Genomic DNA, 24,281 nt, shown 5'->3' with positions numbered 1-24,281 from the left:
CCATGTTCTCCAGCTCTCGCCGCCGACGCCGGGACGAGCGCGGCTCAGTGGCCATCCAGATGGTCTTCCTGATGCCGGCGCTCTTCCTGGTGATGTTCCTCGGTGTCCAGGGCGCGCTGTACTACCACGCCCGCGAAGTAGCGCTCGCGGCCGCGCAGGAGGGCGCACGCGAGGCGGGCAGCGAGAACGGCAGCCGTGAGTCCGGAGTGGCGGCCGCGAACGGCTTCCTCCGGGACGCCGGCGGATCCGACGTGATGACGTCGACCAGCGTCTCCGGGGCACGGACCACGACAACGGCCACGATCACCGTCACCGGCAAGTCCATGAGCGTGATCCCCGGCTGGCACGTGACCGTCCGCCAGAGCGCCAGCGTCCCGGTCGAGAGACTCACCGAATGATGGGGCAGGGCATCTGGGCACGCGCCTTCAACCGCAGCCGGGACGAGCGCGGGTCGGTGGCCATCGAGGCCGCGATCGGCGTCCCGGCCTTCGGGCTGTTTGTGGCGATGATTGTCCTCGGCGGCCGCGTCGAGATCGCCAAGCAGTCCGTGGAAGCAGCCGCGTACGAGGCAGCACGGGCAGCCTCGATCGAGCGAACCCAGAGCGAGGCGATCGCCGCAGGCAGGTCCTCGGCCGCAAGCAGCCTGCACGACCAGGACGTGCGCTGCACCAGCACGAACATCACGGTCAACGCTGCGGCGTTCAACGCACCGATCGGGAACACCGCCCAGGTGGACGTCACGGTGACCTGCACGGTCAACCTGTCGGACCTGAGCATCCCCGGCGTACCCGGCACCCGCACGATCACCGCAACCGCGAGCAGCCCCGTCGACGCCTACCGGGAGCGCCGATGATGAGGCACCCGGTCCGACGACAACGCGACGAGCGCGGCGCCATCAGCGTCTGGTTCGCCACCGCGTCACTGGTGATGATCATCCTGGTCGGGATGACCGTCGACGTCGGCGGCAAGGTGCACGCCCAGCAGCAGGCCCGCAGTGCTGCGGCCCAGGCCGCCCGCACCGGCGCCCAGGAGGTCCAGGGCTCGACCGCCATCCGCGGCGAGGAGCTCCGCGTCGACATCAACGCCGCCAAGTCCGCCGCGCAGGGCTACCTCAACGCCGCCGGCGTGGAGGGCAGCGTCACCGTCGTCAACGGCGACACCCTGATCGTGCGCACCACCGACACCTACGACAGCAAGTTCCTCGGGATCATCGGGCTGGACTCGATGAGGGTCACCGGGGAGGCGTCTGCACGGCTCATCCGCGCTCAAGGAGGCATCGAACGATGACTACGCCCACCCTGCGCCAGCGGCTGACCGGGCTCCTCGCCACGGTCGCCGTCCTCGGCCTCATCCTCGGTCTGCCGGCCCTCTTCCTGGCGATCGGAGCCAACCCGATCCCCGACCAGGCGCCGAGCTGGGAGAGTGTCAAGGACGCACTCCTCGCACCCGACGACGGCACCCTGGTCCTGGGCCTGTTCAAGGTGGTCGGCTGGGTCGCGTGGGCCTTCATGACCCTCGCCCTGGTGGTGGAGACCATCGCCCGGCTCCGCAGGGTCGAGGCGCCCAAGCTGCCGGGTCTGGGTCGCCCGCAGGCCGCGGCCCACGGACTGGTCGGACTCGCTGCCCTGCTGTTCATCGCAGCGCCGATCGCCGCGCAGGCTGCCAACGCCGGCCCCGCCGCCGCGTCTGCGCCGGCGGCGGTGGGCCATGTCCAGGCTGGGACCGTGGACCAGACGCCTGCCCAGCACGGGGTGAAGGTCGAGGCGAAGCAGGAGCGCGCGACGGTCGATCACTCGGTCAAGCCGGGGGAGAGCCTGTGGTCGATCGCTGAGGACCACTTCGGTGACGGCGCGCGCTATAGGGAGATCGCCGAGCTTAACCGCGACCTCCTCGGCTCCCGGCCCAGCTTCCTCGAGCCTGGCTGGGTGCTCAAGCTGCCCGCCCCGGCCGGCGGAGCGCCGGCGCACGCCTACACCGTGCAGCCCAACGACACGCTCAGCGACATCGCCCAGGACGAGCTCGGCGACGCCGACCGGTGGCCGGAGATCTACAAGGCCTCCACCGGCATCACCCAGCCCGGCGGGGCCCACCTCGCCGACCCCGACATGATCGACGTCGGCTGGCAGCTCAACATCCCCGAAGCCCAGGCACCTGCCGATCACGGCGACCGGCAGCAGCAGCCGCAGCCTCGCGAGGACAAGCCCGAGACCCCCGCCGAACCCAAGACCGAGCAGCAGCCGGTCGACCCGCCGGCCGAGGAGACGCCGCCGGTCCCCGAGACCGAGGCCCCGGAGACTGCCGCGCCCGAGGTCCCGCAGGCCGAGGAGCCGACGGCGCCGGCCGCCGACGTCGACCAGGTCGACGAAGCCGACGACTCGATCCTCGAGGCGCCCTGGGTCCTCGCCGGTCTCACCGGCGGGGGCGTGCTGCTGTCCGGGGCACTGCTGATGGCGCTGCGCTCCCGTCGGCGCTCTGCCTACCGGAACCGGCCGCCGGGTCGAGCGATCGCCGCCCCGCCGCCCGAGCTGGCGCCGGTGGAGATGACGCTGAACGCGACCGGTGCCGCCGCGGCCGCCACCGTGGAGTTCGCCGACGAGGCCCTGAGGCGCCTCGCGGCCGCCGTGGGCGCCCAGGGCACCACGATGCCGCCGCTGGCGGCCGTCGAGCTCGCGAAGGGCAAGCTGACGCTGCACCTGAGCGCCCCGGCCGCCGTCCCGGGTCCCTGGGTGGGTAGCCCCGACCAGACCCACTGGCACGTCAGCACGGACACCGCGGTGGAGGACCTCGGCCCCGACACCGGCAACGTCGAGCCGCCCTACCCGCTGCTGGCCACAATCGGCATGAGCGACGCCGGCGAGACCTGGCTGCTGAACTGCGAGGAGCTCTCCACGCTGACCATCAGCGGCGACCCCACCTACGGCCGCGACTTCGCCCGCCACCTCGCTGCTCAGCTGGCCGTCAACCCGTGGTCGCGCCGCGTCCAGGTCGACTGCATCGGCGTGGCCGAGGAGACCGTCGCCATGGACGAGCGGATCACCTACTACCCGACCGGTGCGGCCGGGACGCCCGCGACCGCGGAGATCCTCGCCGCCGCGGTGACCACGGTCGACCGGGCGAAGCGACACGACACTGACGTGTCCACGGCCCGCACCGGCAGCGTCGACGACGACACCTGGCCCGCCAGGATGCTGCTCCTCGACGCCGCAGCCGGAGACCCCGACGACCTCGAGCAGCTGCTGCAGCTGGTCAACGATCACGTCGGCCAGTCCGCGACCTCCATCGTCGTTGCCGGCGAACGCCCGAACACGCCGGGCGCGGTGCTGCACATGACCAACACTGGTCGCGTCGTCCTCGAGCACGTCGGCCTCAACCTCATCGCCGTTGGCCTGACCAGCGACGAAGCCCGCGGCTGCGCTCTGGTCTACGCCCAGAGCGAGACCCCGGAGTACGTCGACACGCCCGTGGACGAGACCGCCACCGACGGCTGGGAGGCCTACACCGACTCCTCCGGAGCTCTGCGTCGCGAGTACACCCTGCCCCGCAACACCCCCGAGGGAGCCGTCGACGAGCCGCTGTCCTCTCTGCTCGAGGGCGAGGACGAGGAGTACATCCGCGAGAGCGCGATCGTGCAGGAGGACCTCGAGGCCCTGGCGCCGAAGGTGCCAGCCCACGTCCGCGCCGAGGTCGAGGAGAAGGACCCCACTCTCGACCAGGACATCGCCGACTGGTTCTCGCCCAACTGCGACCGCCCGCGGCTCACCATGCTCGGCCCGGTCACCGCACGCACCCACGGCAAGGCACTCGCCAAGCGCAAGCCCTACTTCACCGAGCTCCTGGCGTTCCTCGCCCTGCACCGCAAGCACGGCGCCACCCGCGAGCAGATCCGCGAGGCCTTCTCCATCTCCGACGGCAAGGTGCGCGACTACACCAACGTCGTCCGCGACTGGCTCGGTCCTAACCCCCGCACCGGCGAGGACCACCTGCCCTACGCGGACAAGGCGCCGGCCGCCAAGCTCACCGGGGTCAACGTCTACCAGGTCGACGACGGCCTGCTCGTCGACCTGGACCTGTTCATCCGCCTCCGCAAGCGCGGGCAGAGTCGAGGCGGCGCCGAGGGTGTCGCCGACCTCTGCACTGCGCTCGAGCTCGTCGGGGAGGCCCAGCCGTTCAGCCAGCTGCGCGAGGAAGGGTGGGCATGGCTCGCCAACGAGCCTGACCGCGTCGACCTCATGGCGGGCGGGTGGATCGCCGACGTCGCCCTCATCGTCGTCACCGAGGCTCTCGCGGCCGGCGACCTGATCAAGGCCCGCTCCGCCGCCTACGTCGCCAACCGCGCAGACCCCGACGGCGAGAGCACCCGACTGTGCCTTGCCCACGTCATGAAGGCCGAGGGCGACCAGCTCGAGGCCGACCGGATCCTGCGCGAAGAGATCTGCAACCGGTCCGACGACGGCGACGCACCCATGGAATTGTCGGAGCGCACGAAGACCATCATCCGTACACACGGCTGGCTCGCGAGCTGACTCGGGAAGGGAGCACCAGCACATGACAACGTTCGACCAGGAACTCACCGGCCGATACGTCGCGGCCGGCGGCGACCGCCCCGATCTCGACGCCCGCCGCGTCGCGCGGCCCGTGTTCGTGCGCGACACCATCCGCACGCTCTACAACGCCGACAAGAAGTTCGGGATCGACCCCGCCGACAACGGCTCGCTGGCCGAGCTCGTCGACGCAGCCGAAGAACACCTCGAGCACATTGCCAACGACGTCAGCCAGCGGTCAGTCATGGCGTCGCCCACCACAGGAGGAGACACCACATGAGGAAGCACCACTCCGCACTCGGGGGAGGGGCCCTCGCCCTCGCACTGACCCTGACGGGCTGCGGCGGCGACGACACCGAGCCCACGGTCCAGGAGACCCCGAGCCAGTCCCCCTCGCCGACACCCACCAGCACGCCGACTCCGAAGACACCGGAGGAGAAGGCGGCGGCCCAGCTGACGAAGTACCTCGAGGTGAGGGACCTGGCCCACCGGAAGCGGACGATCGACTTCAAGGCCCTCAACCCGGTCGCGACGGGTGAGGAGTTTCTTGAGCTGCAGGAAGCGGTCGTCGACATGAAGATTGCCGACGTCACGAAGACCGGCAGCTACGTCCACACGCTCGGGGAGCCGCGAAACCGCGGCAGCTCGATCGAGATCACGGACTGCGAGGACCGTTCAGGAGTAACCGTGAAGGTGAAGGGCAAGGTGCGGACGCCCGACTACACCACTCCTGAAGGCAACCCTCTCCGCAACCCAGCGCCCGTCAAGTACACCCTCGTCAAGGACAAGGGCACGTGGAAGGTGACCGAATCTGACCTCCTGTGGGAGGAGTCATGCTAAGGCGCATCATCGCTCTGCTGGCGATGCTCGGCGCGTCGTTCGTGGTCGTGGTCGCAATGGCACCCGCGGCCAACGCTGATGGCTGCGACGTCGACGAGGAGACGGGCGAGGTCGTCTGTGAGGACGAGGAGGATGGTGGCGGCAACGGCGGCAACGGCGGTGACGGGGGCGACACCGGCGGCTCCTCCACCTGCAACTACAACGGGAGAGAGATTCCGTGCACCGGCCCCGGAGGGTCGGTGTGGAGCAGCCTTCACGAGTGCTGGATCGGACCTTCGGCTGGTGAGCTGGGCGAAGATCTTCAGCCGCCCGCGGGCCAGACGAAGGAAGATGGCGCCTGGCACGTCTGCTACTTCCCGCCGCCCGGATCGTCCTGGGAGTACACGTGGGTGCAGACCGGCGAAGTAGTCACCATCGACCCTGTGGTGCTCGCTCAGCGCGCGATCGCCTCGATGGACCTGGATCCCATCCAGATCGGCATCGTCCCCGAATCGGGTCCGAACCGGGTTGGCCTTGTCGGGCTCCCGGTGTGGATGTGGGTCGACAGCCCGACGGACGACACGTTCGGCCCGATCACTGCATCGGCCAGCGAGGGGTCGGTGTCGGTCAGTGCCACCGCCAGCGTCTCCAGCATCGTCTGGGACATGGGTGACGGGACCACGGTGACCTGCACAGGCAAGGGCACCCCGTACGCCGACCACTACGGCAAGCAGGACTCGCCGACGTGTGGGCACCGCTACGAGAAGATGTCAACGGACCAGCCCGATGGGGCCTACCAGGTCACCGCCACGAGCCACTGGGTCGTCGAGTGGGCCGGCGGAGGTCAGTCCGGAACCATCGAGTTCGACCTGACCACCGACGCGCTGCCGATCCGCATCGGTGAGGCCCAGGTGCTGACGTAGTGAGTGGTCGGTAGTCACTCAGCGACCACAGGAGACAGGTCCCCGTCCTCGGAGCAGGACGGGGACCTGTTCTCGTTCTAAGGGCCTCGGATCGAGCCTGGCCGGCGGCGAGTATCCGGCCTGCGCGGGCCACCTTTGCGAAGGGGAAAGCCCCAGGCGTCTCGGGTCACCTGGGGCTTCGGCGCCTAGTAGAGCACGGCCGATCGAGCAGCGCAGGAGATCCAGAAACTCACGGCGTCCAGGCCGGGGAGAGGCTGCGCCGGCGCCGGACCGGCGTCGCGTCGACTGCCGTCCGGGGCCGCTCGACCGCGCATGAGAAGGAAGGCCGCGCAAGGGTCGGCCGGGAACTTTTTTGTTTTTCGGGGGGCGGGGGCGTCCCCCCCTCTCTGACCTGCGCAAACGCAACGACCGTATCCCCGTCGAGCAGGCGTCCCCCCTCGAAATCAGGGGTTTGGGGGGACGGATGCGGGGACGCCTGCTCGCGATCTTTCTGCCGTGCTCAGCCACGGACGAAAGGAGCGAGCGCGATGAGTGTGGGCGACCAGCTCGGCCTCGACGACAACAGCGAACTGCTCGACCAGGCCCGCCAGAAGTGGCCGGCCTGGGTGGCCGCCGATCCGCGCCTCGGTGTGGTCGACAACTTCGACGATCTCCGCTCCTGGCTTCCGACGGTGGACCACGAAACCTCCGACCCGGTCCTCCTCGCGCTGGCCATGCTGGCGGCCCCCGACGGCGGCGGCGACATCGCCGCTGCGGCCGCTCTGGCCAAGTGCCTGCTGCCCGGCGCCTGCCGGCTCGCGGGCTGGCTGAGCACCCTCCCGCCACGCGAGGTCTTCCGCGACAGCCAGCCGGTGATGGCCGGCACCTGGTCAGCAGTCGAGCGGGTCGACGAGCTCGTGGCCTCCCAGCTGTGGATCGAGGTCCGCAGCTTCAAGTGGCGCCGGACCCGCAAGGTCGCGGCCAACATCTTGATCAACACCCGCGTCGGTGTCCTCCGCGAGGTCGGCGACTTCTTCTACGTCTCCCGCGCCGACCGCACCTGGGCCAACACCACCCTCGTCGAGTCCTTCTCGGCTGGCGACCTGACGAGCGTCGACGGCGGTGCCGGCTACTCGGCCGAGATGCCGACCGAGCGGGTCGCCGGCGCGCTGTTCCACCGCCCCGAGATCCTCGCCGACGCCGGACCCGAGCAGGAGGAGCCGTCGGCCACTGAGGAGCTCCTGGAGCTGCTCGCGTGGGCCTGCGACCACAAGGTGATCAGCCCCGCGGACCGGTACCTGCTGCTGTGCCTGGTCGAGGAGGCCGACCGAGTCGAGACCCGCAGGCTGGCGCGCGGGTATGGCGGCCTGCTCAGCAACGAGGTGTCCAGCCGGGTCGCGCCCCGCATCGGGGTCTCTGAGGCGACCGTCCGTCGCCACGGCTCTCGCTCCATGCGCGCCCTCGCCGCGGCCGCCCCGAGGAAGTTCGGCCATGACGAATAAGCCCGGAAGTGATCGCTCGCGCCACCCCGCGACACATAGGCGACTGGAGGTGGTGAAGCCCATGACAAACACCCACGACGGCGAGACCCGTAAGCCGGAGCAGATCGCCGAGCTGTTCGCGATCGCCGGCCGCGAGATCGAGGCGATCGAGCAGCTGACCGGCTGCGTCGCCCAGCTGCACGAAGTCCAGGCCGCGAAGGCGCAGCTGGCGACCCTGACCCCGGCCGAGGTCCGCGCCGCGCTCGAGTTCCGCCGCGGCACCCTCGGGGAGGCCCAGTGAGCACCCAGACCCCGAGCCGCCCGGTCGGTATCGACGAGCTCAAGCGCGCCTGGCACGCACTGAACGCCGGCGAGTTCCGCACCGGTCCCGGCGCCGGCAAGGGCCCCCGCGGCCGCGGCACCGCCGCGGAGGACAACTGGTCACCGGCCGACGGCGAGCACACCATCGCCGTGATCGGGTCCGCAGGCTCGGTCGGCGCGAGCACCGTCGCCCTGGCCACCGGCCTGGCGGCAGCCGCCCCGGTCCGAGTCATCGAGTGCTGCTCGGTCACCGCCTCCGGACTCGCCGCGGCGAGCACCGCCGAGCTCGGCCTGCACCCGACCGACTGGCGTCAGGGCAAGCGCGACCACGTCCTGCTCGAGCGCGCCAGCGAGGTCCTCGCTGGCGTCGACGAGGTCCCGCTGCCCACCGAGGCACAGAACGAGACCCAGCTGACCATTCTCGACGTCGGCTGGGAGGCCGGCCAGCTGCTGGCCACCGACTGCTGGCTGGCCGAAGCCGTCCGCGCCGCCGATCAGATCGTCCTGGTCACCACCGCCACCGTCCCCGGGATGCGTCGCGCCGGGGTCGCCATGGACCTGCTGGCCGGCTACTGGCAGCCAGAGCAGATCGTCCTCGCCGTCCGCGGGCCCCGCCGCAAGAAGTGGCCGCGCGGCCTCGAGCACGCCGGCGGCCCAGCCGTCCGCCGTGCCCTGGACGCGGACCGGTGCGTGGAGATCCCCGAGGACCGCGAGCTCGCGGTCAACGGCCTGGACTCCCGACCCGTCCCGGCCCCCCTGATCTCGGCAGCACGTCAGCTGCTCGAGCCCGCACATCTGCCCACCGACACCAGCGAAAGCGCCTGACCCGCCCGGGGTCAGCAACCCAGAAAGGAAGTCCACCCATGGACGTCATGACCGCAACCGCAACCACCGTGACGGCCGTCTGCCCGAAGGCGCCCCCGGGTGCTGTCGGCCCCACCAACGAGATCACCAGCTACGTGCTGTGGGGCGTCATCGTCCTGTTCGGTCTCGGCATCATCATCGCCATCGGCGCGATCATCGCCGGCCGAGTGTTCTCCCTGCCGCACGCCTCCAAGGTCGGCGTGATCTCGGTGGTGGTCGTGTTCGCCTGCGCGATCGCCTACCTGGTGCTGCCCGGGATGCTCAACGGGATCCTCGGCAAGGGCTGCATCTGATGCGGCGCGCAGCCACGAAGAAGGCAGAAGGCACCAGCGAGTGGAGCCGGCGCCGGCTGCTCGGCATCCTGGCCGCCGCCGTCGCCGTGGCTGTGCTCCTGCTCGGCGGCCTCGCCTACGCGGTCTACCTGGCGATCGCCGGCATCGGTGACGAGGCCAGCGCGAACACCGGCGTGGCCACCGGCGAGACCGAGCGCTCGACGGTGGCCCGCGGTGCCGCGCATCGCGATGAGATCGCGGCCGAGCCGATGCTGACCGTGCCCGTGAGCGCCGCCTTCCCGGGCGAGACCACCAGCGCTAAGGCACCGGAGATCAAAATCCCGACCGGGACCGGAGTCAACGGACCCGCGTTCGTGATGACCGGGTTCCCGCACAGCCCGGAGGGCGCGATCGGACAGCTCGCCCAGATCGACCTCGCGGTGCTGCAGTCGATGAGCCTGAGCACCGCCGAGGAGGTCTACAACGCCTGGGCCCTGCCCGGTGGGGTCCGTGCGGAGGACTGGTGGATCACCGCCAGCGTCCGCGCGTTCCTCTCCAGCACCGGGATGGGCGAAGTCAAGGACCCCAGCGCCTCGGTGACCCTGGAGCCGGCCGCCGCGCTGGTCAAGGGCACCGACGGCCCCGACTGGGCGACGGTCTGCGTGCTGATGAAGGTCAGCGCCACCTACAAGTCCGAAGGACAGATCGCCTTCGCGCACTGCGAGCGCATGCAGTGGGTCGGGGGCCGCTGGATGGTCGCCCCCGGCGCCCCGCCGGCACCCGCACCCGCGACCTGGCCCGGCACCCAGCTGGCACACGAGGCCGGCTGGCGCACCTGGTCCACCGACCACACCACCGAACCCGCCCACCCCGGCGACACGGAAGGGGAGCACTGAGATGAGCAACCGGATCAACGACTCGATGGGGGAGTCCCGCACGACCCTGCTGCGCGTGGGGGTCCTGGTGGCGATCGCCGTCCTCGTGGCGACCGCCGTCTGGCTCGGAGCGCGCGGCCGGACCGATGACAGCAGCGGAACCGACAAGACATCCGGGGACTCCTCGAGCCAGACCGGGCAGCAGGGGCAGAACGTCTCGGTCGACCAGGTCGCCCCGGAGAGCGCACCCGCAGACGGCGTCGTGATCCCGACCGGCGCCGACCAGGTCGACGGCTACCCGACCCGGTTCCCCCAGACCGACCTGGGCGCGGTCGCGCTGCAAGTCGAGGTCGCCAAGGCGCAGGTCGGGTTCGACTACGACCAGGCCGCCGCCGTCGCCGGCCTGTACGCCAACCCCGAGGACACGGCCGTCTTCGAGCAGCGCGCCCGCGACGCTGTCGCGCTGCGCCGCCAGCAAGCCGGCGTCCCGAAGGAGGGGGACGTCCCCCCGCCCGCGTCGTACGCGGTGACGCCGATCGCGTACACCCTCGAGGAGCTCGACACCGGCTACTACGCGGTGAACCTGCTCAGCTACGTCACCCTCACCACCGCCAACGGCAAGGTCAGCGACGGCCTCTACGCCGGCACCCAGCTGATGCGGTGGCTCGAGGTCGACGGCGTGGGCGACTGGTGCCTGGTCCAGGGCAGCACCGCAGACATCGAGCACCTGGTCTCCACCGGACAGCCCAAGGCGGTCGCGCCGGGCACTCCGGAGTACAAGCAGGCCGGCTGGATCCCGATCAACGGAGCACCCCAGTGAGCACCGCCGACCTCTTCCACCGGGTCACCAGGCTGGGCATCGACGCCCTGGCGGTCCTGGTCCTCACCACGCTTCTCGGAGCCGCCACGACCATCCAGCCGCCAACCGCCGCCGCGGCCGAGCCGGCGACCAGCACGGCGGCCAGCACAGCGCAGGTCGCCACGGTCGAGACCACCAGCCAGCTGCCGGCCCGCACCCTCAAGATGGGCTGCCTTGGTCCCGACGAACTGTGCGACATCGGCGGAGACGCCCTCGAGTGCGCGGAGGACCCGGTCGACTGCGGCAAGGACGCGGCCGGTGGCGTCAAGGACGAGATCGAGAACCAGGTCGAGGGCGTCCAGGAGTGCCTGGAAAACCCCAGCCTCACCGACTGCGCCAAGGGAGTCGGGGGAGTGGTGCCGGGAGTCAGCGGGTGTGGGCTGCTCGACGCGATCTGCGACGCCGGGCTCCCGGGGATCGGACTCCCTGGCGTCCCGGGGGTGCCCGGCATCCCCGGACTCCCGAACGTGGGGGACCTCTTCGGCGCCGGCATCCCCGGCCTCGGTGACATCCCCAACCCGTTCGAGAACATCGGGGACGTCATCGCCAAGGCGGCGGCCGATGCCTGGACCGCAGCCATGCTCGCGGTGTGGAGCTCCGGCCTGTTCGTGCTGCGCATCGTGCTCACGTTCAGCGAGCTGTTCTTGACCCCCGACCTCAGCGACGACGGACCCGGTAAGGACGTCTACGCCTTCACCCTCTGGCTCGCGCTCGCCCTGGTGGTCATCTTGGCGATGATCCAGCTCGGCGCGGCGGCCTTCAAACGCGAGGGCAAGGGCCTCGCGCGGGCGTTCATCGGCGCCGGCCAGTTCGTCCTGGTCTGCGCCTGCTGGTTCGGCTACTGCGTCATGATCGTCGCGGCCTGCGGCGCCATCACGAAAGCGCTGATGAAGTCGCTGCTCAAGGTGCAGACCTGGCCCGACTGGGATCCCCTGGGCGGCCTCGGCGTCGACGACATCACCGAGGCCGGCGTGGCCACCGCGCTGGCTTTCCTCGGCATCTTCCTGTGGCTGGCCGCGATCGGACACGTCCTGGTCTACCTCGCGAGGGCGGCCTCGCTGCTGGTCCTGGTCGCCACCGGCCCGCTCGCCGCGGCCGGGTTGGTCTCCGACTTCACCCGCTCCTGGTTCTGGAAGTCGCTGCGCTGGTTCCACGCCGCGGCGTTCACCCCGGTGCTGATGGTGATGGTGCTGGGCATCGGCGTGCAGTTCGCCAACGGCGTCGCTGCCCACCTCGCAGACGGCACCGCCAAGGCGTTCGGCACGGCCCTGCCGGCGGTCATGACGATCCTGATCAGCGTCGTCGCGCCGCTGGCGCTGTTCAAGCTTCTGGCCTTCGTCGACCCCGGCACCCCCAGCGGCGCGTCGTTCCGGCAGGGCATGGCCATCCAGGGCGGCCTCCAGGGGCTGCTGAGCGGCGGCGGTGCCGGCGGCGGCTCGTCGGCCGCCTCGACCACCGACGGCAACGGTCGCTCGTCGGGTGAGCAGAGCGCCGAGGCCTCGACGGGCGACCGGTTCAGCAAGTCCACCCAGGGCGTCCTCGGCAGCTTCGGCCCGGTCGGACAGGCGTTCGCTGCCGGGCTCGGGATGGTCAGCAGCGCCGGAGCGAAGGCCACGTCCCTGATGTCGGACGAAACCAACCAGGCCGGCGTCGGGCAGAGCACCTACGGACCCGACTTCAGCAACATGGGTGGCCGCCAGTCCGGCCAGTCCGGCGGCCAGTCGGGCGACCAGAGCAGCGGCACGCACCCGGGCTCGCAGAACAGCGGGGACGACGACTCGCCGTTGCCGACCCCGCCTGCCCCGCCTGCCCCGCCCACCCCGCCGACGCTGCCCACCGGCGGCGGACCCGGCGGTGGCTCGGGTGGCGGCTCGGGCGGGCAGGGCGGCGGCTCTGGCGGACAGGGCGGCGGTGGTGCCGGAGCAGCGCCCAAGACCCCGGCCGCGGGTGGCGGCGGGGGAGCGGCCGGAGGTGCCGGCGGAGCCGGTGCAGCAGGCGGCGCGATCCCCCCGGTGGCGGTGTAGCCGATGCGCCGCACGACCTGCCCCCAGCCCCAATCGACATGCAGTGACCCGGAAGGAAACCGACGATGACCATCTACGCCGACTACCAGCGCGACCGCATCGGCTGGTTCTTCGGCCTCTCCGGAGGCCAGCTGATGTTCCTGGCGCTGGCCAGCCTGCCGGCGTTCTGGGCGATCAGCCGCGGAGCGTGGTTCTCTGCGTTCCTGTTCGCCCTGGTCTGGCTGTTCCTGCTGGCCATCACCGTCGTCCCGGTCCGGGGCCGCTCGGCCACGGGCTGGGTGTTCGCCTCGACGATGTACGCCGTCGGCGGGCTGCTCGGCTGGACCTCGTTCCGTGCCAAGGCCACCGAGGGCCGCGCCGAGGACCTCGACACCCCCGATCTCCCCGGGGTGCTGCAGGGCATCAAGATCCACGACGGCCCGCCGCACGGCTCCCAGCTGCAGCGGGTCGGAGTGATCCACGATGACGCGACGAAGACCTGGGCAGTCACCGCCTCGATCGTCCACCCCGGCATCGGCATGAAGGACACCGAGGAGCGCAGCCGTTACGGCGAGGCGCTGGCCGGGCTGCTCGACGTCGCCGGCCGCACCGAGAAGGTCGACGAGATCCTGTTCATGGTCCGCACCGTCCCCGAGGACGGCGCCGAGCGCGATCTGTGGGTCAACAAGCACCGCCGCGACAACGCCCCCCAGCTGTCCGAGGTCGTCAACAGCGACCTCGCGGTGGGCCTCACGCAGGCGTCGGTGCGCACCGAGCAGTTCGTGACAATCGTCGTCCCGGAGACCCGGATCGCCCGGTCGGCCAAGGAGTCCGGGGGCGGCTTCGAGGGCCGCTGCCGCGAGCTCTACCTGCTCATGGCCGAGATCGAGGCCCAGCTGCGGGGCCCGATGGGGATGACGTCGGTCCGCTGGCTCACCTCGCCGGAGCTCGCCCTGGCGTCCCGGACCGGGTTCGCCCCAGGCGATCGCGCCGGCATCGTCGAGGCCCTCGCCATGCGGGAGAAGGACCCGAGCGTGAACGCCGACGTCCCGTGGGCGCTGGCCGGGCCCTCGGGCGCGGATGCGACGGTGCGGCACTACAGCCACGACGCGTGGAACTCGATCAGTTCCACCATCAAGCTCCCGACCCGCGGCGTGGCGATGGGCGCCCTGGCGCCGATCCTCACCCCGAGCGAGTCCGGTGAGCGGCGCTCGTTCGTCGTCTCCTTCCCGATCGTGTCCCAGTCCAAGGCCGACCGGCAGTCCGGCAACGCCGAGTGGGCCGCAGACCTGGCTGAGGGGATGAACGAGAAGCTCGGCCGCAAGACCCGTGCCAAGCAGCGCGACGAGGCCCACAAGGCCCGCGGCCTGGACGCCAAGCTGGCCCACGGCAACGCGCTGGTCCGGCCTTACGCGGTGTGCACGGTCACGGTTCCCAAGACGCTGCGGATCACCGAGTTCGGCCGTCGCCTGGACGCCTCGATCCGACGCGCCGGGTTTGCGCCCCTGCGGCTCGACCTGGCCCAGGACGTCGGTTTCGCCGCCTCGACCATCCCCGTCGGGATGAGCCTGACCCGGAGCGGAGACGCCTGATGCCCACCACGACCCGCCGGAACCGCGGCGGCGCCGATCGAGGCAGGGACATGGCGGCCTTGTTGTCCGACTTCGGCCACGACCTGCCCACGATCCCCCCGCTCGCCCCGGAGGCCAAGGAGCCCCGGATCTTCAAGTACGCCCCGCGCCGCGGTGCAGCTCGTCGCGGCCGCGGCTGGGCGCCCGTCACGGCCCCGGCGCAGGCCTGGCGGATGACCAGTGACCAAGCACCGGTGTTCTGGCCGTTCGTGTCCGCGCCGGCCCTGCCGCCGACCGGGGCGCAGATGGGCGTCGACCAGCTCTCCGGCGGCTCGTTCTACTGCGACCCGTTCGGCTGGGTGCTGCGCGACGACGTGTCGGCGACCAACCCGAACATCTTCCAGTTCGCCAAGCCCGGCACCGGCAAGTCCGGCACCACCAAGGCGTTCTGCACCCGGATGATGCCCTTCGGCTACCGCACCCTGGTCTTGGGTGACCCCAAGGACGAGTACGAGTCGCTGTGCCGCGCGCTCGGTGTCGAGCCGTTCGTCATCGCCCCCGGCTTCTGGGCACGAATCAACCCCCTGGCCATGGGCCCGCTCGGCCACGACTGGGAGAAGCTCTCGGCCGAGGAAGCCCAACGGCGCACGACGATCATCTTCAAGCGCTGGCTGGTCCTGATCCGCGGCCTGGTCGGCAGCATGAAGCTCGACGACCAGCGCCGAGTGCCGTTCGGGCCCGACGAGAGCGACGTCGTCCGCAACGCCTTGGCGATCCTCACCGGCTACGCCGCCGGCAACTCGATCCTCACCGAGACCACCATCCCGCGGCTGTGGGACCTGCTGCGCAACCCCACCGAGGAACTCGTCCGGGCGTGCGAGTACGGGAACACCCGCCAGTTCCTCGACCAGACCCGGCTGCTGCGCAACGCGCTCGGTGAGCTGGTCACCGGCACCCTGGCCGGCCTCTTCGACGACTTCACCAACATCGAGGTCGACTGGCGCGCCCCGATCCAGTCGTTCAGCCTCTCCCGGCTCGACGGCCTCGGGGACGAGGCCGTGGGCATCGCGCTGCTGTGCATGAACTCCTGGGGCCGCGGGCTGCGCGAGATCGCCGAGCCCGGCGACCTGCGCATCGTCGTGCGCGACGAGGTCTGGAAGCAGATGCGCCTCGGCGTCTCCGCGGTAATGAGCTTCGACGCCGACCTGCGGCTCTCGCGCGGCATGGCCGGCAAGGGCGGCGACATCCAGTTCGCCAACCTCCACAAGCCCTCCGACCTGCTCTCGGTCGGCGATGCCGACTCCCAGGCCGCGATGATCGCCAAGGACCTCCTCGAACTGGCCGACATCAAGATCCTCGGCGGGCAGAAGCCGCGCGTCGCGCGCGAGCTCGACTCGATGCTCGGCTTCGGCCCGATCGCCCAGGACCTCGTCTCCGGGTGGGCGATGCAGGACAAGGGCCGCGCGCTGTGGTGCGTCGGAGACGCCACCTACAAGGTCCAGACGGTGCTCCACCCGCTGGAGAAGAAGCTCTACTACACCAACGAGGCCATCGAGGCCGCCGGCTGAGGCGCTCGGGACTGACCTGTCGTGAAGAAGCTACTCCTCGCCGGACTGCCGGTCCTGATCGTCTTCATGGCCCTGCCGTTCGTCGTCACCCTGATGGTGGTCATGACCACGACCGCGGCAGCCGAGTGCCGCACCCAGACCAGCGAGACCGCACCCACTGAGCTCGGCGACCTCGGTGTCATCGACGGTCCCGTGGGCGGTCCGGTCAAGGGCAAGGTCACCATGGCGCAGGCCAACATCCCGCGCCGCTCCGGTCTCGACGGCTTCCGGGCCTCCATGCCCCGGGTGCTGTCGACGAACCCCGACTTCGTGAGCCTCAACGAGGCCAGCGGCTGGAGCCTGGCGCAGATCGAGGCGGCCGCCCCCGGCTACGACGCGTTCCGGGTCGCCGACCACACCGGCGACAACAACTCGATGGGCAACGTCGTGCTGTGGAAGCGCGACACCTGGTCCAAGGCCAACGGTGGCCGGGTCACCCTCGCCGTCGACGACAACACCTACTACAAGGGCCGCCCGGTCACCTGGGATCGGTTCGCCACCTGGGTGATCCTCGAGCGCGCCGACGGCGCCGTGGTGTCGGTGATCTCGACCCACCACATGACCAACCCGCACAAGTACCCCCGCCAGCACAGCAACCCGCCGCTGACCCGGCCCCAGCAGTACGGCGCCGGCATGGACATCCTGCTGCAGCTGCGGAACTCCCTGGCCACCCACGGCCCGGTGCTCATCGGCGGCGACATGAACACCCACGCCTCCTACACCGACCTCCCGTGGACGGCGGCCGCCAAGATGAAGGCCGCCGGCTACGGCTGGCACAACCACTCGGTCGACTTCATCTTCTTCCCCCAGTACCAGGGCGTGCGGCTCGAGGGCGGCTGGGACGGGACCATGGTCTCCGACCACCACTGGATCGCCGCCCGCATCGCCATGAACGGCGCCGGCCCCGAGAGCGCCCCCACGACCGCGGCCACCAGCGAAGGTGTGGTGAACGCCGCCCACACCACAAGGACGTCGGCCGAGCCCCCGTCCGGCGACGTGCTCGCCCAGCTGATGCAGCTGCGGTTCGCCTCCAGCTACCCGACCCTGACCACCGAGCAGGCCCGCAATGCGATCACCATCGCCCAGGTTGCCCGCGACCTCCAGGTTCCCCGCTACGGGCTGCAGATCGCGATCGCCACCGCGATCCAGGAGTCCAAGCTGGTCAACCTCACCGGCGGCGACCGCGACTCCGGCGGCCTGTTCCAGCAGCGTCCCTCGACCGGCTGGGGGAGCCGTGCTGAGGTCACCAACCCCGTCCTCGCCGCGCGTGCCTTCTTCGGCAAGGCCCAGCACACCGGCAACCCCGGCCTGCTCGACATCCCCGGCTGGCAGGACATGCCGCTCACGCAGGCGGCCCAGGCTGTGCAGCGCTCCGGCTTCCCCGACGCCTACGCCCAGTGGGAGGGCGTCGCCGGCGACATCACCGAGCTGCTCGGCGGCGACCTACCCGACCTGCCAGGCGTCGACGGCGAGGTCTCGAACGCGAGCAACTGCGAGGACACCGTCAACCCGATCACCGTCGGGACCTTGAACATCTTGGGCGCCGGCCACACCGACAACCAGGCGGGCGGCGGCAACGAGAAGGCCGGGTACGCCACCTGGGACAAGCGTCTGCCCGGGGCACTCAGCGCGATCGAGAACGCCGGCGTCTCCATCGCCGGCCTCCAGGAGGTCCATGGCCCCCAGGCCAAGGCCCTGGCTGAGCGCTACTCGGCCAAGTGGGGCATGTACCCGGCCACCGGCAACACCCAGAACAAGGTGATCTGGGATCGCGGCAGCTGGCAGATGACCGACTCACGCCTCGTCCAGATCCCGTACTTCAACGGCAAGGACGTCGGGATGCCGGTCGTCCAGCTGACGGGTGCGGCCGACAGCGTCAACGCCGGGCAGGTCATCTGGGTCTGGAGCATCCACAACCCCGCCAACACGCAAGGGAACGCCTCCGGGCACCGCCAGGAGGCGCTGCGCCGCCAGCTGGCCACCATGACCGAGCTCGCCGGCACCGGCACCCCGGCGGTGATCCTGGGCGACTTCAACGACGGCAAGGACGGCCAGAACTCCTCACACTGCGCGCTGACCCCTGAACTGAGCAACGCCTTCGGCGGATCAGCGGAGCCCTGCAAGAAGCCCAAGCAGGACGCGCCGATCGACCACATCTACGGCGCCAACCTCACCTGGGCCAGCGCCGAGGTCGACAACAGCACCCAGGCCAACAAGATCGCTGACCACCCGCTGGTGACCGCCACCACCGCCGGCAGCAGCGCGGGCTGCGCGGTGGCGACCGAGACCAACTACAACCTCGGCCCGGTCAAGCCGCAGCTGACGCAGCTGGTCAACATCCTCGGCCCGATGTTCGACATCAAGACCGTCGGCGGCTACCGCGAGAGCGCCACCGACCCCCACGGCCACCCGGCCGGCCTGGCGGCCGACTTCATGGTCCCGCTGACTCCCGCCGGCAAGGCCCAGGGGGACGCGCTCGTGGCGTACGCCCAGGCCCACGCCCGCGAGCTCGGGATCGACTACATCATCTGGTACCAGCGCATCTGGTCGGTCGCGCGAGCCGACGAGGGCTGGCGGCCGATGGAGGACCGAGGCTCGGCTACCGCGAACCACCTGGACCACCCGCACATCAACGTGCTCCCCAACGCCCAGGTCTCCCCGGTCGGCCTCGAGGGCGCGTCCTGCGACGAGGTGGTCTACCCGGTTCCCGCGCAGTACATCGGAACGGACCGGAAGAACTGGCACGACACCGGCCCCTACTGGACCAACTGGCACACCGGAACCGACTTCTCCGCCCCGTGCGACACGACCGTCTACGCCGCCCACGCCGGCACCATCGAGATCGACACCAGCCAGAGCTGGGCCGGCAAGCAGCTGGTCAAGGTCACCACCGGCGCCGGCTCTCTGACCACCTGGTACGCGCACATGCAGAGCGTCACCGTCAGCCGCGGCCAGACCGTCGCTGCCGGCGAGCCGATCGGTGAGGTCGGCAAGGAGGGAAACGGCTCCGGGTGCCACCTTCACTTCGAGGTCCACCTCGAGAACGGCTCCATCTACGGACCCGACAACGTCGACCCCTCGACCTGGCTGGCTGAAAACGCCTCGAAGTCGAGCCGGTCTGTGTGATCGCTGCCGGGCCCTCCCGACACATAGGTGACCAGCCAGAACTTCGACCACCCACGATTCCTGGAGGTGGAATCCAATGCAGCGAGAGCGACGACGCGACCCCTACCCCTGGACCTGGGAGATCCCTGTAGCCGTGGCCCTGGCGGCCCTGTTCGTCGTCGTGATCGGCATCCAGCTGGGCCGCTCCGTCGCGAACCTACTTACCGGCGCCGGCTGGACCTGGCCCGACGCCAACGCCGGCGCGTTCCCCTCACCGATCGGCACCGCCTTCTGGACCAGCCTCCCCGGCGTGGTCGGCGGGCACGCCGACGCCGGCCTGCCCACACCGACACCGGACGGCCTGGCTGGCCGCGGCCTGGTGTGGGTCAGCCTCGCGATGACCGAGGTCGCGCTGCTGAGCGCCAGCATCTGGGTCGGCGTCTGGGCCTACCAGCGGTGGGGCCCGGGACGCATGCGCGGCATGGCCACCGCCGCAGAGGCCGAGAAGATCCTGGGCGTCACTCGGCTGCGCAAGGTCGCCGGCATCGTCCGCCCCGACCTCTACGGCAAGCACGCCACCGCCACGGGGGCACCCGTTCAGCGCACCGCCGGCGACCTCACCGAACAGACCGGGCCGCAGCTCGGCCACGGGCTCAGCCCGTGGCTCCTGAACGGCCGCCGGACGAAGGAGGAGGAGCGATGAAGCTGAGGTTTAACCCGTGGGACGTGGGCTGGCGCATCGGGGACGCGCACGAGCCGCGTGGCGGCGAGCTGTGGGTGCCGTGGGACCGCACCGCCGGCGTCATTGGCCCGCAGGGCTCCGGCAAGACCCTCGACCTGCTCACCCCGGCGCTGCTCAGTGCCCCGGGCGCTGCCCTGGTCACCCTGACGAAGGTCGAGGACCTGGTGCTGAGCCTCACCGAACGCTCCCGCGACGACCGGCCGTGCGTGGTCCTCGACCCGTTCGGGCTGGCCGAGGGCGTCGTCGACGAGCTGATCTGGGACCCGATCGCCGGCTGTGTGGACCCCAAGGTCGCCGAGCGGCGAGCCAAGGCCTTCACCGCCGGCACCGTCAAGGGTGCGATCACCGGCGGCACCGGGGACGATGCCGCCCGGTTCTACGCCGCGGAGTCGGCGAAGGTGCTGCAGGGCTACTTCCACGCCGCGGCCCTGACCGGGAAGACCCTCGAGGACGTCCTGCAGTGGGTCGCGAACCCGACCGCGGCCAGCCAGCCGATGGAGATCCTGCGCCGGCACCCGCACGCCGAGCCGTTCTGGCACGGCCTGCTGCACGGGGCGCTCAACGGCGACGACCGCACCGCCGGCAACACGATCACCACGGTGCAGCAGGCGGTGTCGTTGTTCTTTCAGGCCGACATCCGCCGCCGCTGCGTCCCCAGCCACGGGCACCCGGCTACCGACCTGGCCGACGTGATCCGTCGACGCGGCACCATCTACCTCCTGGGCCGCGAAGACCCCTACGCCTCGGCCAGCCCGCTGATGACCGCGGTGGCCGAGCACGTCTTGGACACCGGGCTGCTGCTGGCCAACAGCTCACCGTGGGGCGGCCGGCTGTGCCCGCCGCTGGTCTCGGTGCTCGACGAGCTGCCATCGACCGCACCGCTGCCGACCCTGCGCACCCGGATGGCCAACGAGCGCGCCCTGGGCCTGTCGTTCATCTGGGCCGCCCAGACTCGTCCCCAGCTGACCAGCATCTTCGGCGAGCACGAGGCCCGGGCACTGCTCGGGCTCACCAACACCCTGGTGATGTTCGGCGGGTCGAAGGACGTCGCGTTCAACCAGGAGATCTCCGACCTGCTCGGAACAGTCCGCATCGGTCGCGTCACCCACTCCACCGGGGGGTTCAACGGCGGTAGCCGCAACTTCTCCGGCGACGACATCCCCATCATGCGTCCCGAGGAGGTCCGCCAGCTCCCCGAGCGACGGGCACTGGTGATCGCCGAGAACGGCAAGCCGATCATCGCCAAGCTGCACCGCTGCGTGGAGGGCAAGGCCGGCGAGCGGCTCCTGGCCGACCAGCGGACGCTGCGCGCGCGGCTCACCAACGACCGCCGCATGGTCATCACCCCCGAGGCCCGGGCCACCGCCGCCCTCGTCGAGGCGCGCCGCCTCGGCTTCGTCGACGACGAGACCGAACCAACAAGGAGTGAGCTGTGACGACCGAACAGGCCCGACGGGCCGCACCCAGCCCGATGGTGTTCCCGTTCCCCGTGCCCGGCGAGCGGGTCCGGCTGGCCTACCGCGAGCTCCACATCGCCATCAACGGCACCGAGGAGCAGAAGAAGGTCCTGGGCAACCACGCCCTGCTGCCGCGGCCCTGGGAGCCGGCCATGTGCCTGGACCCCGAGCTGCGGCACCAGCTGTGGGAGTGGCTCGAGGATGTCGTGGCTTGGCTCAACCGCGAGTACACCTGGGACGTCTCCGGGCTCATCCCCAGCTGCTGGCCACTGCACCCGCACCTGGTCCACGAGATCGCGGTGCTGGCCGACCAGCGCCGCCGCGCCGGACTGGCGATGACCAGCGACGCGCTCGAGGAGTGGCACCGCTACTGCCTGCCCGGCTTCACCGACCGCATGCGGAACAGGCTGCGGGCCCACTGCGACGACGAGCACAAGAACTGGCCGGCCAAGCCGCGACACAACGAGCACCTGGGCGAGGCCAGCACCCAGCGGCGCGAGAACGCCTTCGCCCACGACGTCGACGCGCTGCCCGCCAGCCGACGGGCGTATGAGCAGCCCGAGCCGGTCGGTCGACCGCGTCTCGTCGAGGTCGACCTGGACACCGGCGAGATCAAGGACGACCCGCTCGGTGCGCAGCCGCGCACCCGAACTGAGAAGGGACCGAGGGAATGACAGAGGCAACGATGCAGACGAAGGAGCGTTCCGAGGCCATCGGTCGCGCGCAGCGCGCTCTCAAGGCCCTCGGCGAGCACCCGCGTTCGAGCAAGAAGGAGCTCGGCCACGCGCGCGAGCACCTCAACGCCTGCTACTCCCACAGCTCCGGCGAACACGTGTGGAACGCCGTGGCGCAGGTCGAGGCGATGGCCGAGCGTCGCTACGGCGTCCCCAGCGCCGAGGAGCACCGCCAGCTGGTGGAGCCGAGCGAGGACCTCGAGGAGCCCGCGACAGCCGCCCGCGGCCGCGCGGCCGAGGACCGTGCGCCTGTGTCGACGACGCCGGCGCACGATGTGGGACTCGCTCCCACCGCGTCGAGATGATGCCGACGCCTGCACCCGGTGCGCGAATCGGCCTCAGAACGCCGCTGAGAGACCGGGAACCCGGCCTACCGGGCACGGTGGCGCCAGCGCGTTGTCTCCGAGCGATTCTGAGCGATCCCGCCACTGCGGCCGTCAAGGCCTAGAGCCATGCCCGACCCCGTGGCCTACGCCCTCCTCATCGTCGCGGCGATCGCCTACCTGGGTGGCGCCGTCCTGGTGGTCGCGACGCTGGCCAAGGTCCTGGTCGCCTGGTCGGAGGGCTGGCGCACCCGCCGCGGCGCCGAGCCGGTCGACCAGGCGCTGCAGCAGCGGGCCGCCGCGGCGATGGCGGCCGTCGCGGAGCTCGCGGACATCGCAGCGCCTGGCACCGACGTCGTCGCGATCCTCGGTGCGCCTACCGGCGACGCGGACCGCGTCGTGGGCGACGGCGGACTGGCGGTGACCCGTTTCCGAGCGGGACACCCGGCCACCGTGGTGTTCGCACGGGCCGCACTCACCGGGCTCAGCTGTGCCGCGGTGCAGAGCCTGGCTGCCCACGAGCTCGCCCACGTCATCCGACGTGATCGGACCTCGGCGCGGCGCACTACGCGTGGCTGCTCGGCTACCTGGTGCTCGTGCTCGCCGGCGGCGGCCTCACGATCACGGCGCTCGCGGCTGCGCCGCAGCTGGCCGGCCCGGCGATGCTGGCCACGATGACTGCCGCCGTCGCGTTCCTGGGCTTGCGCGTCGCCTTCGACCGGCGGGAGGAGATCGCCGCCGATCTGTTCGCCGTCGACCTGACGCGTGACCTGGACGCGGCCGCCGAGCTGATGCGGTTCTACGAGGACAACGTCGCCCGGCTGCTGCCTGATGGTGGTCTCGGCCGAGCGTGGGCGCGGCTCGAGCGACGCTGGTTCGCCACCCACCCTGAGCCGCAGGCACGGCTCGCCGCCATGCGCCGCCACCTGGTCGACCAGGCGGCCGACTAGCCCTCGACGCCGCCGGCACCACCGGCCACGGCCAGCGACCGCGGCTCGGGGCTGTAGGACAGCACTCCCTCACGCGCGAGAGTCCGGATGATCCGCTCCCGCAAGGCCGGCGCCCAGCCGAGCGCGTCACCGAGCTCGGTCCACGTCGGGCCGGCGCCGGTGCGTTCCCACACGCCGGCGACGTACGCCTTGGCCCGCTCGGCGTCACGATCGACTGCGGTCCGCGCGGTGGCGGCGGCCTCTTCGCGCGCCTGCTGCTGCTCTCGCCACCCTGTCTCGAAGACGTCTATTCGGGGGCGACCCAGCCCGGAGACTGGCGGTCAGATGCACCGCCAGCCGGTGCCGCGGCAGCCCGGGGCGCCCTGCGGCGCCCACCAGATCTACCTACGCGTCGACCAGCTCGTCCGGCGGGGTACCTGCGTAGCCGGCGACGGCAAGGAACTGCCGCACCTGAGCGCGCGTCGCACGCCGGGGTCGCTTCGTGGCAGACATGACACCTTGATCGGCCGGGGGAGTGGGCGCCCAAGACTACTGACGGAAGCCGGACAGTCCGTCCAGTCAGCGTCGCGGAGTGCCGCGCCGCGGCGGCCGCGGCGGTTGACGTCCTGCCGGTCGCGCGCGGCTCCCTGCGACGTGGTCGGCGCCGGGATCTCTCGGTGTCGATCGGGATCTCCAGACGGGAGACGATCCGGTAGCGCAGGTCGCGTGCGGGGCTGTCGCCCAGGGGCTTCTCGGCGACGATGGCACGGGTGGCGGCGCCGACGTCGTGACCGTGCTCGTGGGCCTGCTGCAGCATCGCTGCGGTGGCCGGCCAGTCGCCCTGCTCGAGCAGGCGCGGGTCGAGCTCGCGGGCCA

At 71.0% G+C, this 24,281-nt stretch carries 24 protein-coding genes; 23 read left to right on the top strand and 1 reads right to left on the bottom strand.

The genetic code is table 11. The annotated features are described in order from the left end of the window. Positions 1-2 precede the first annotated feature (2 nt). The 23 genes from I601_RS00115 (at position 3) to I601_RS00005 (ending at position 23,426) form a co-directional block, all read left to right on the top strand. Entirely contained in the window at positions 3-398 is a 396-nt protein-coding gene (locus I601_RS00115) for a TadE family protein (protein WP_084526929.1), read from the top strand. 56 nt (positions 399-454) lie between these two features. Then, a complete protein-coding gene (locus I601_RS00110; protein ID WP_237089506.1) occupies positions 455-853 on the top strand; it encodes a TadE/TadG family type IV pilus assembly protein in 399 nt (132 codons plus the stop codon). After that, positions 853-1,287 (top strand): TadE/TadG family type IV pilus assembly protein, encoded by a 435-nt coding sequence (locus I601_RS00105; RefSeq protein ID WP_237089505.1) that lies wholly within the window; start codon positions 853-855, stop codon positions 1,285-1,287. Before I601_RS00110 ends, I601_RS00105 begins: the two co-directional genes overlap by 1 nt. After that, on the top strand, positions 1,284-4,523 hold the full coding sequence (locus I601_RS00100; RefSeq protein ID WP_068104910.1) for a LysM peptidoglycan-binding domain-containing protein: 3,240 nt from the start codon (positions 1,284-1,286) through the stop codon (positions 4,521-4,523). Before I601_RS00105 ends, I601_RS00100 begins: the two co-directional genes overlap by 4 nt. Positions 4,524-4,545: 22 nt before the next feature. Beyond that, the gene (locus I601_RS00095) at positions 4,546-4,821 is read left to right on the top strand and encodes a hypothetical protein (RefSeq protein ID WP_068104906.1); all 276 of its coding nucleotides are present in this window, start codon (positions 4,546-4,548) and stop codon (positions 4,819-4,821) included. After that, on the top strand, positions 4,818-5,381 hold the full coding sequence (locus I601_RS00090; RefSeq protein ID WP_068104903.1) for a hypothetical protein: 564 nt from the start codon (positions 4,818-4,820) through the stop codon (positions 5,379-5,381). Before I601_RS00095 ends, I601_RS00090 begins: the two co-directional genes overlap by 4 nt. Positions 5,382-5,404: 23 nt before the next feature. Then, the gene (locus I601_RS00085; protein WP_157519775.1) at positions 5,405-6,283 is read left to right on the top strand and encodes a hypothetical protein; all 879 of its coding nucleotides are present in this window, start codon (positions 5,405-5,407) and stop codon (positions 6,281-6,283) included. 527 nt (positions 6,284-6,810) lie between these two features. Then, positions 6,811-7,764, top strand: a complete 954-nt coding sequence (locus I601_RS00080; protein ID WP_157519773.1) for a hypothetical protein — start codon at positions 6,811-6,813, stop codon at positions 7,762-7,764. Positions 7,765-7,825: 61 nt separating this feature from the next. Continuing rightward, entirely contained in the window at positions 7,826-8,044 is a 219-nt protein-coding gene (locus tag I601_RS00075; RefSeq protein WP_068104889.1) for a hypothetical protein, read from the top strand. Then, positions 8,041-8,889 carry a hypothetical protein gene (locus I601_RS00070; protein ID WP_068104888.1) on the top strand — a complete coding sequence of 283 codons (849 nt, stop codon included), beginning with the start codon at positions 8,041-8,043 and terminating at the stop codon, positions 8,887-8,889. The genes I601_RS00075 and I601_RS00070 overlap by 4 nt, the downstream gene beginning before the upstream one ends. A 47-nt stretch (positions 8,890-8,936) precedes the next feature. After that, positions 8,937-9,221, top strand: a complete 285-nt coding sequence (locus I601_RS00065; protein ID WP_237089504.1) for a hypothetical protein — start codon at positions 8,937-8,939, stop codon at positions 9,219-9,221. Continuing rightward, positions 9,221-10,096, top strand: a complete 876-nt coding sequence (locus tag I601_RS00060; protein ID WP_068104884.1) for a hypothetical protein — start codon at positions 9,221-9,223, stop codon at positions 10,094-10,096. Before I601_RS00065 ends, I601_RS00060 begins: the two co-directional genes overlap by 1 nt. A 1-nt stretch (position 10,097) precedes the next feature. Then, positions 10,098-10,895: a hypothetical protein gene (locus I601_RS00055; RefSeq protein WP_068104883.1), complete on the top strand. Its 798-nt coding sequence runs from the start codon at positions 10,098-10,100 to the stop codon at positions 10,893-10,895. Continuing rightward, a complete protein-coding gene (locus I601_RS00050) occupies positions 10,892-12,958 on the top strand; it encodes a type IV secretion system protein (RefSeq protein WP_068104882.1) in 2,067 nt (688 codons plus the stop codon). The genes I601_RS00055 and I601_RS00050 overlap by 4 nt, the downstream gene beginning before the upstream one ends. 65 nt (positions 12,959-13,023) lie before the next feature. Further along, on the top strand, positions 13,024-14,529 hold the full coding sequence (locus I601_RS00045; RefSeq protein WP_068104879.1) for an SCO6880 family protein: 1,506 nt from the start codon (positions 13,024-13,026) through the stop codon (positions 14,527-14,529). Next, positions 14,529-16,076, top strand: a complete 1,548-nt coding sequence (locus I601_RS00040) for an ATP-binding protein (protein ID WP_068104878.1) — start codon at positions 14,529-14,531, stop codon at positions 16,074-16,076. Before I601_RS00045 ends, I601_RS00040 begins: the two co-directional genes overlap by 1 nt. 21 nt (positions 16,077-16,097) lie before the next feature. Then, a complete protein-coding gene (locus I601_RS00035; protein WP_068104876.1) occupies positions 16,098-19,241 on the top strand; it encodes a VldE C-terminal domain-containing protein in 3,144 nt (1,047 codons plus the stop codon). Positions 19,242-19,317: 76 nt separating this feature from the next. Further along, on the top strand, positions 19,318-19,923 hold the full coding sequence (locus I601_RS00030; protein ID WP_157519771.1) for a hypothetical protein: 606 nt from the start codon (positions 19,318-19,320) through the stop codon (positions 19,921-19,923). Beyond that, positions 19,920-21,398: a type IV secretory system conjugative DNA transfer family protein gene (locus I601_RS00025; RefSeq protein WP_068104873.1), complete on the top strand. Its 1,479-nt coding sequence runs from the start codon at positions 19,920-19,922 to the stop codon at positions 21,396-21,398. Before I601_RS00030 ends, I601_RS00025 begins: the two co-directional genes overlap by 4 nt. Then, on the top strand, positions 21,395-22,093 hold the full coding sequence (locus I601_RS00020) for a hypothetical protein (RefSeq protein ID WP_237089500.1): 699 nt from the start codon (positions 21,395-21,397) through the stop codon (positions 22,091-22,093). The genes I601_RS00025 and I601_RS00020 overlap by 4 nt, the downstream gene beginning before the upstream one ends. An 11-nt stretch (positions 22,094-22,104) precedes the next feature. Next, a complete protein-coding gene (locus I601_RS00015; protein ID WP_068104871.1) occupies positions 22,105-22,458 on the top strand; it encodes a hypothetical protein in 354 nt (117 codons plus the stop codon). A 147-nt stretch (positions 22,459-22,605) separates the two neighbouring features. Next, on the top strand, positions 22,606-23,154 hold the full coding sequence (locus I601_RS00010; protein WP_068104868.1) for a hypothetical protein: 549 nt from the start codon (positions 22,606-22,608) through the stop codon (positions 23,152-23,154). After that, positions 23,067-23,426, top strand: coding sequence for a M48 family metalloprotease (locus I601_RS00005; protein ID WP_169834642.1), 360 nt, complete (start codon positions 23,067-23,069; stop codon positions 23,424-23,426). Before I601_RS00010 ends, I601_RS00005 begins: the two co-directional genes overlap by 88 nt. Here I601_RS00005 and I601_RS20965 read toward each other — a convergent pair. Then, the gene (locus I601_RS20965; protein WP_157519769.1) at positions 23,423-23,599 is read right to left on the bottom strand and encodes a hypothetical protein; all 177 of its coding nucleotides are present in this window, start codon (positions 23,597-23,599) and stop codon (positions 23,423-23,425) included. The two genes, I601_RS00005 and I601_RS20965, sit on opposite strands and share 4 nt — an antisense overlap. Between the last annotated feature and the right edge of the window lie 682 nt (positions 23,600-24,281).

The sequence above is a fragment of the Nocardioides dokdonensis FR1436 genome (assembly GCF_001653335.1).
Taxonomy (GTDB): domain Bacteria; phylum Actinomycetota; class Actinomycetes; order Propionibacteriales; family Nocardioidaceae; genus Nocardioides; species Nocardioides dokdonensis.
This window is presented reverse-complemented; position numbering and strand designations above follow the sequence as displayed.

Coding starts and splice junctions, on each gene's coding strand:
- I601_RS00115 (WP_084526929.1), top strand. CDS start 3: ATGTTCTCCAGCTCTCGCCGCCGACGCCGGGACGAGCGCGGCTCAGTG.
- I601_RS00105 (WP_237089505.1), top strand. CDS start 853: ATGAGGCACCCGGTCCGACGACAACGCGACGAGCGCGGCGCCATCAGC.
- I601_RS00100 (WP_068104910.1), top strand. CDS start 1,284: ATGACTACGCCCACCCTGCGCCAGCGGCTGACCGGGCTCCTCGCCACG.
- I601_RS00095 (WP_068104906.1), top strand. CDS start 4,546: ATGACAACGTTCGACCAGGAACTCACCGGCCGATACGTCGCGGCCGGC.
- I601_RS00090 (WP_068104903.1), top strand. CDS start 4,818: ATGAGGAAGCACCACTCCGCACTCGGGGGAGGGGCCCTCGCCCTCGCA.
- I601_RS00085 (WP_157519775.1), top strand. CDS start 5,405: ATGCTCGGCGCGTCGTTCGTGGTCGTGGTCGCAATGGCACCCGCGGCC.
- I601_RS00080 (WP_157519773.1), top strand. CDS start 6,811: ATGAGTGTGGGCGACCAGCTCGGCCTCGACGACAACAGCGAACTGCTC.
- I601_RS00075 (WP_068104889.1), top strand. CDS start 7,826: ATGACAAACACCCACGACGGCGAGACCCGTAAGCCGGAGCAGATCGCC.
- I601_RS00065 (WP_237089504.1), top strand. CDS start 8,937: ATGACCGCAACCGCAACCACCGTGACGGCCGTCTGCCCGAAGGCGCCC.
- I601_RS00060 (WP_068104884.1), top strand. CDS start 9,221: ATGCGGCGCGCAGCCACGAAGAAGGCAGAAGGCACCAGCGAGTGGAGC.
- I601_RS00055 (WP_068104883.1), top strand. CDS start 10,098: ATGAGCAACCGGATCAACGACTCGATGGGGGAGTCCCGCACGACCCTG.
- I601_RS00045 (WP_068104879.1), top strand. CDS start 13,024: ATGACCATCTACGCCGACTACCAGCGCGACCGCATCGGCTGGTTCTTC.
- I601_RS00040 (WP_068104878.1), top strand. CDS start 14,529: ATGCCCACCACGACCCGCCGGAACCGCGGCGGCGCCGATCGAGGCAGG.
- I601_RS00030 (WP_157519771.1), top strand. CDS start 19,318: ATGCAGCGAGAGCGACGACGCGACCCCTACCCCTGGACCTGGGAGATC.
- I601_RS00025 (WP_068104873.1), top strand. CDS start 19,920: ATGAAGCTGAGGTTTAACCCGTGGGACGTGGGCTGGCGCATCGGGGAC.
- I601_RS00015 (WP_068104871.1), top strand. CDS start 22,105: ATGCAGACGAAGGAGCGTTCCGAGGCCATCGGTCGCGCGCAGCGCGCT.
- I601_RS00010 (WP_068104868.1), top strand. CDS start 22,606: ATGCCCGACCCCGTGGCCTACGCCCTCCTCATCGTCGCGGCGATCGCC.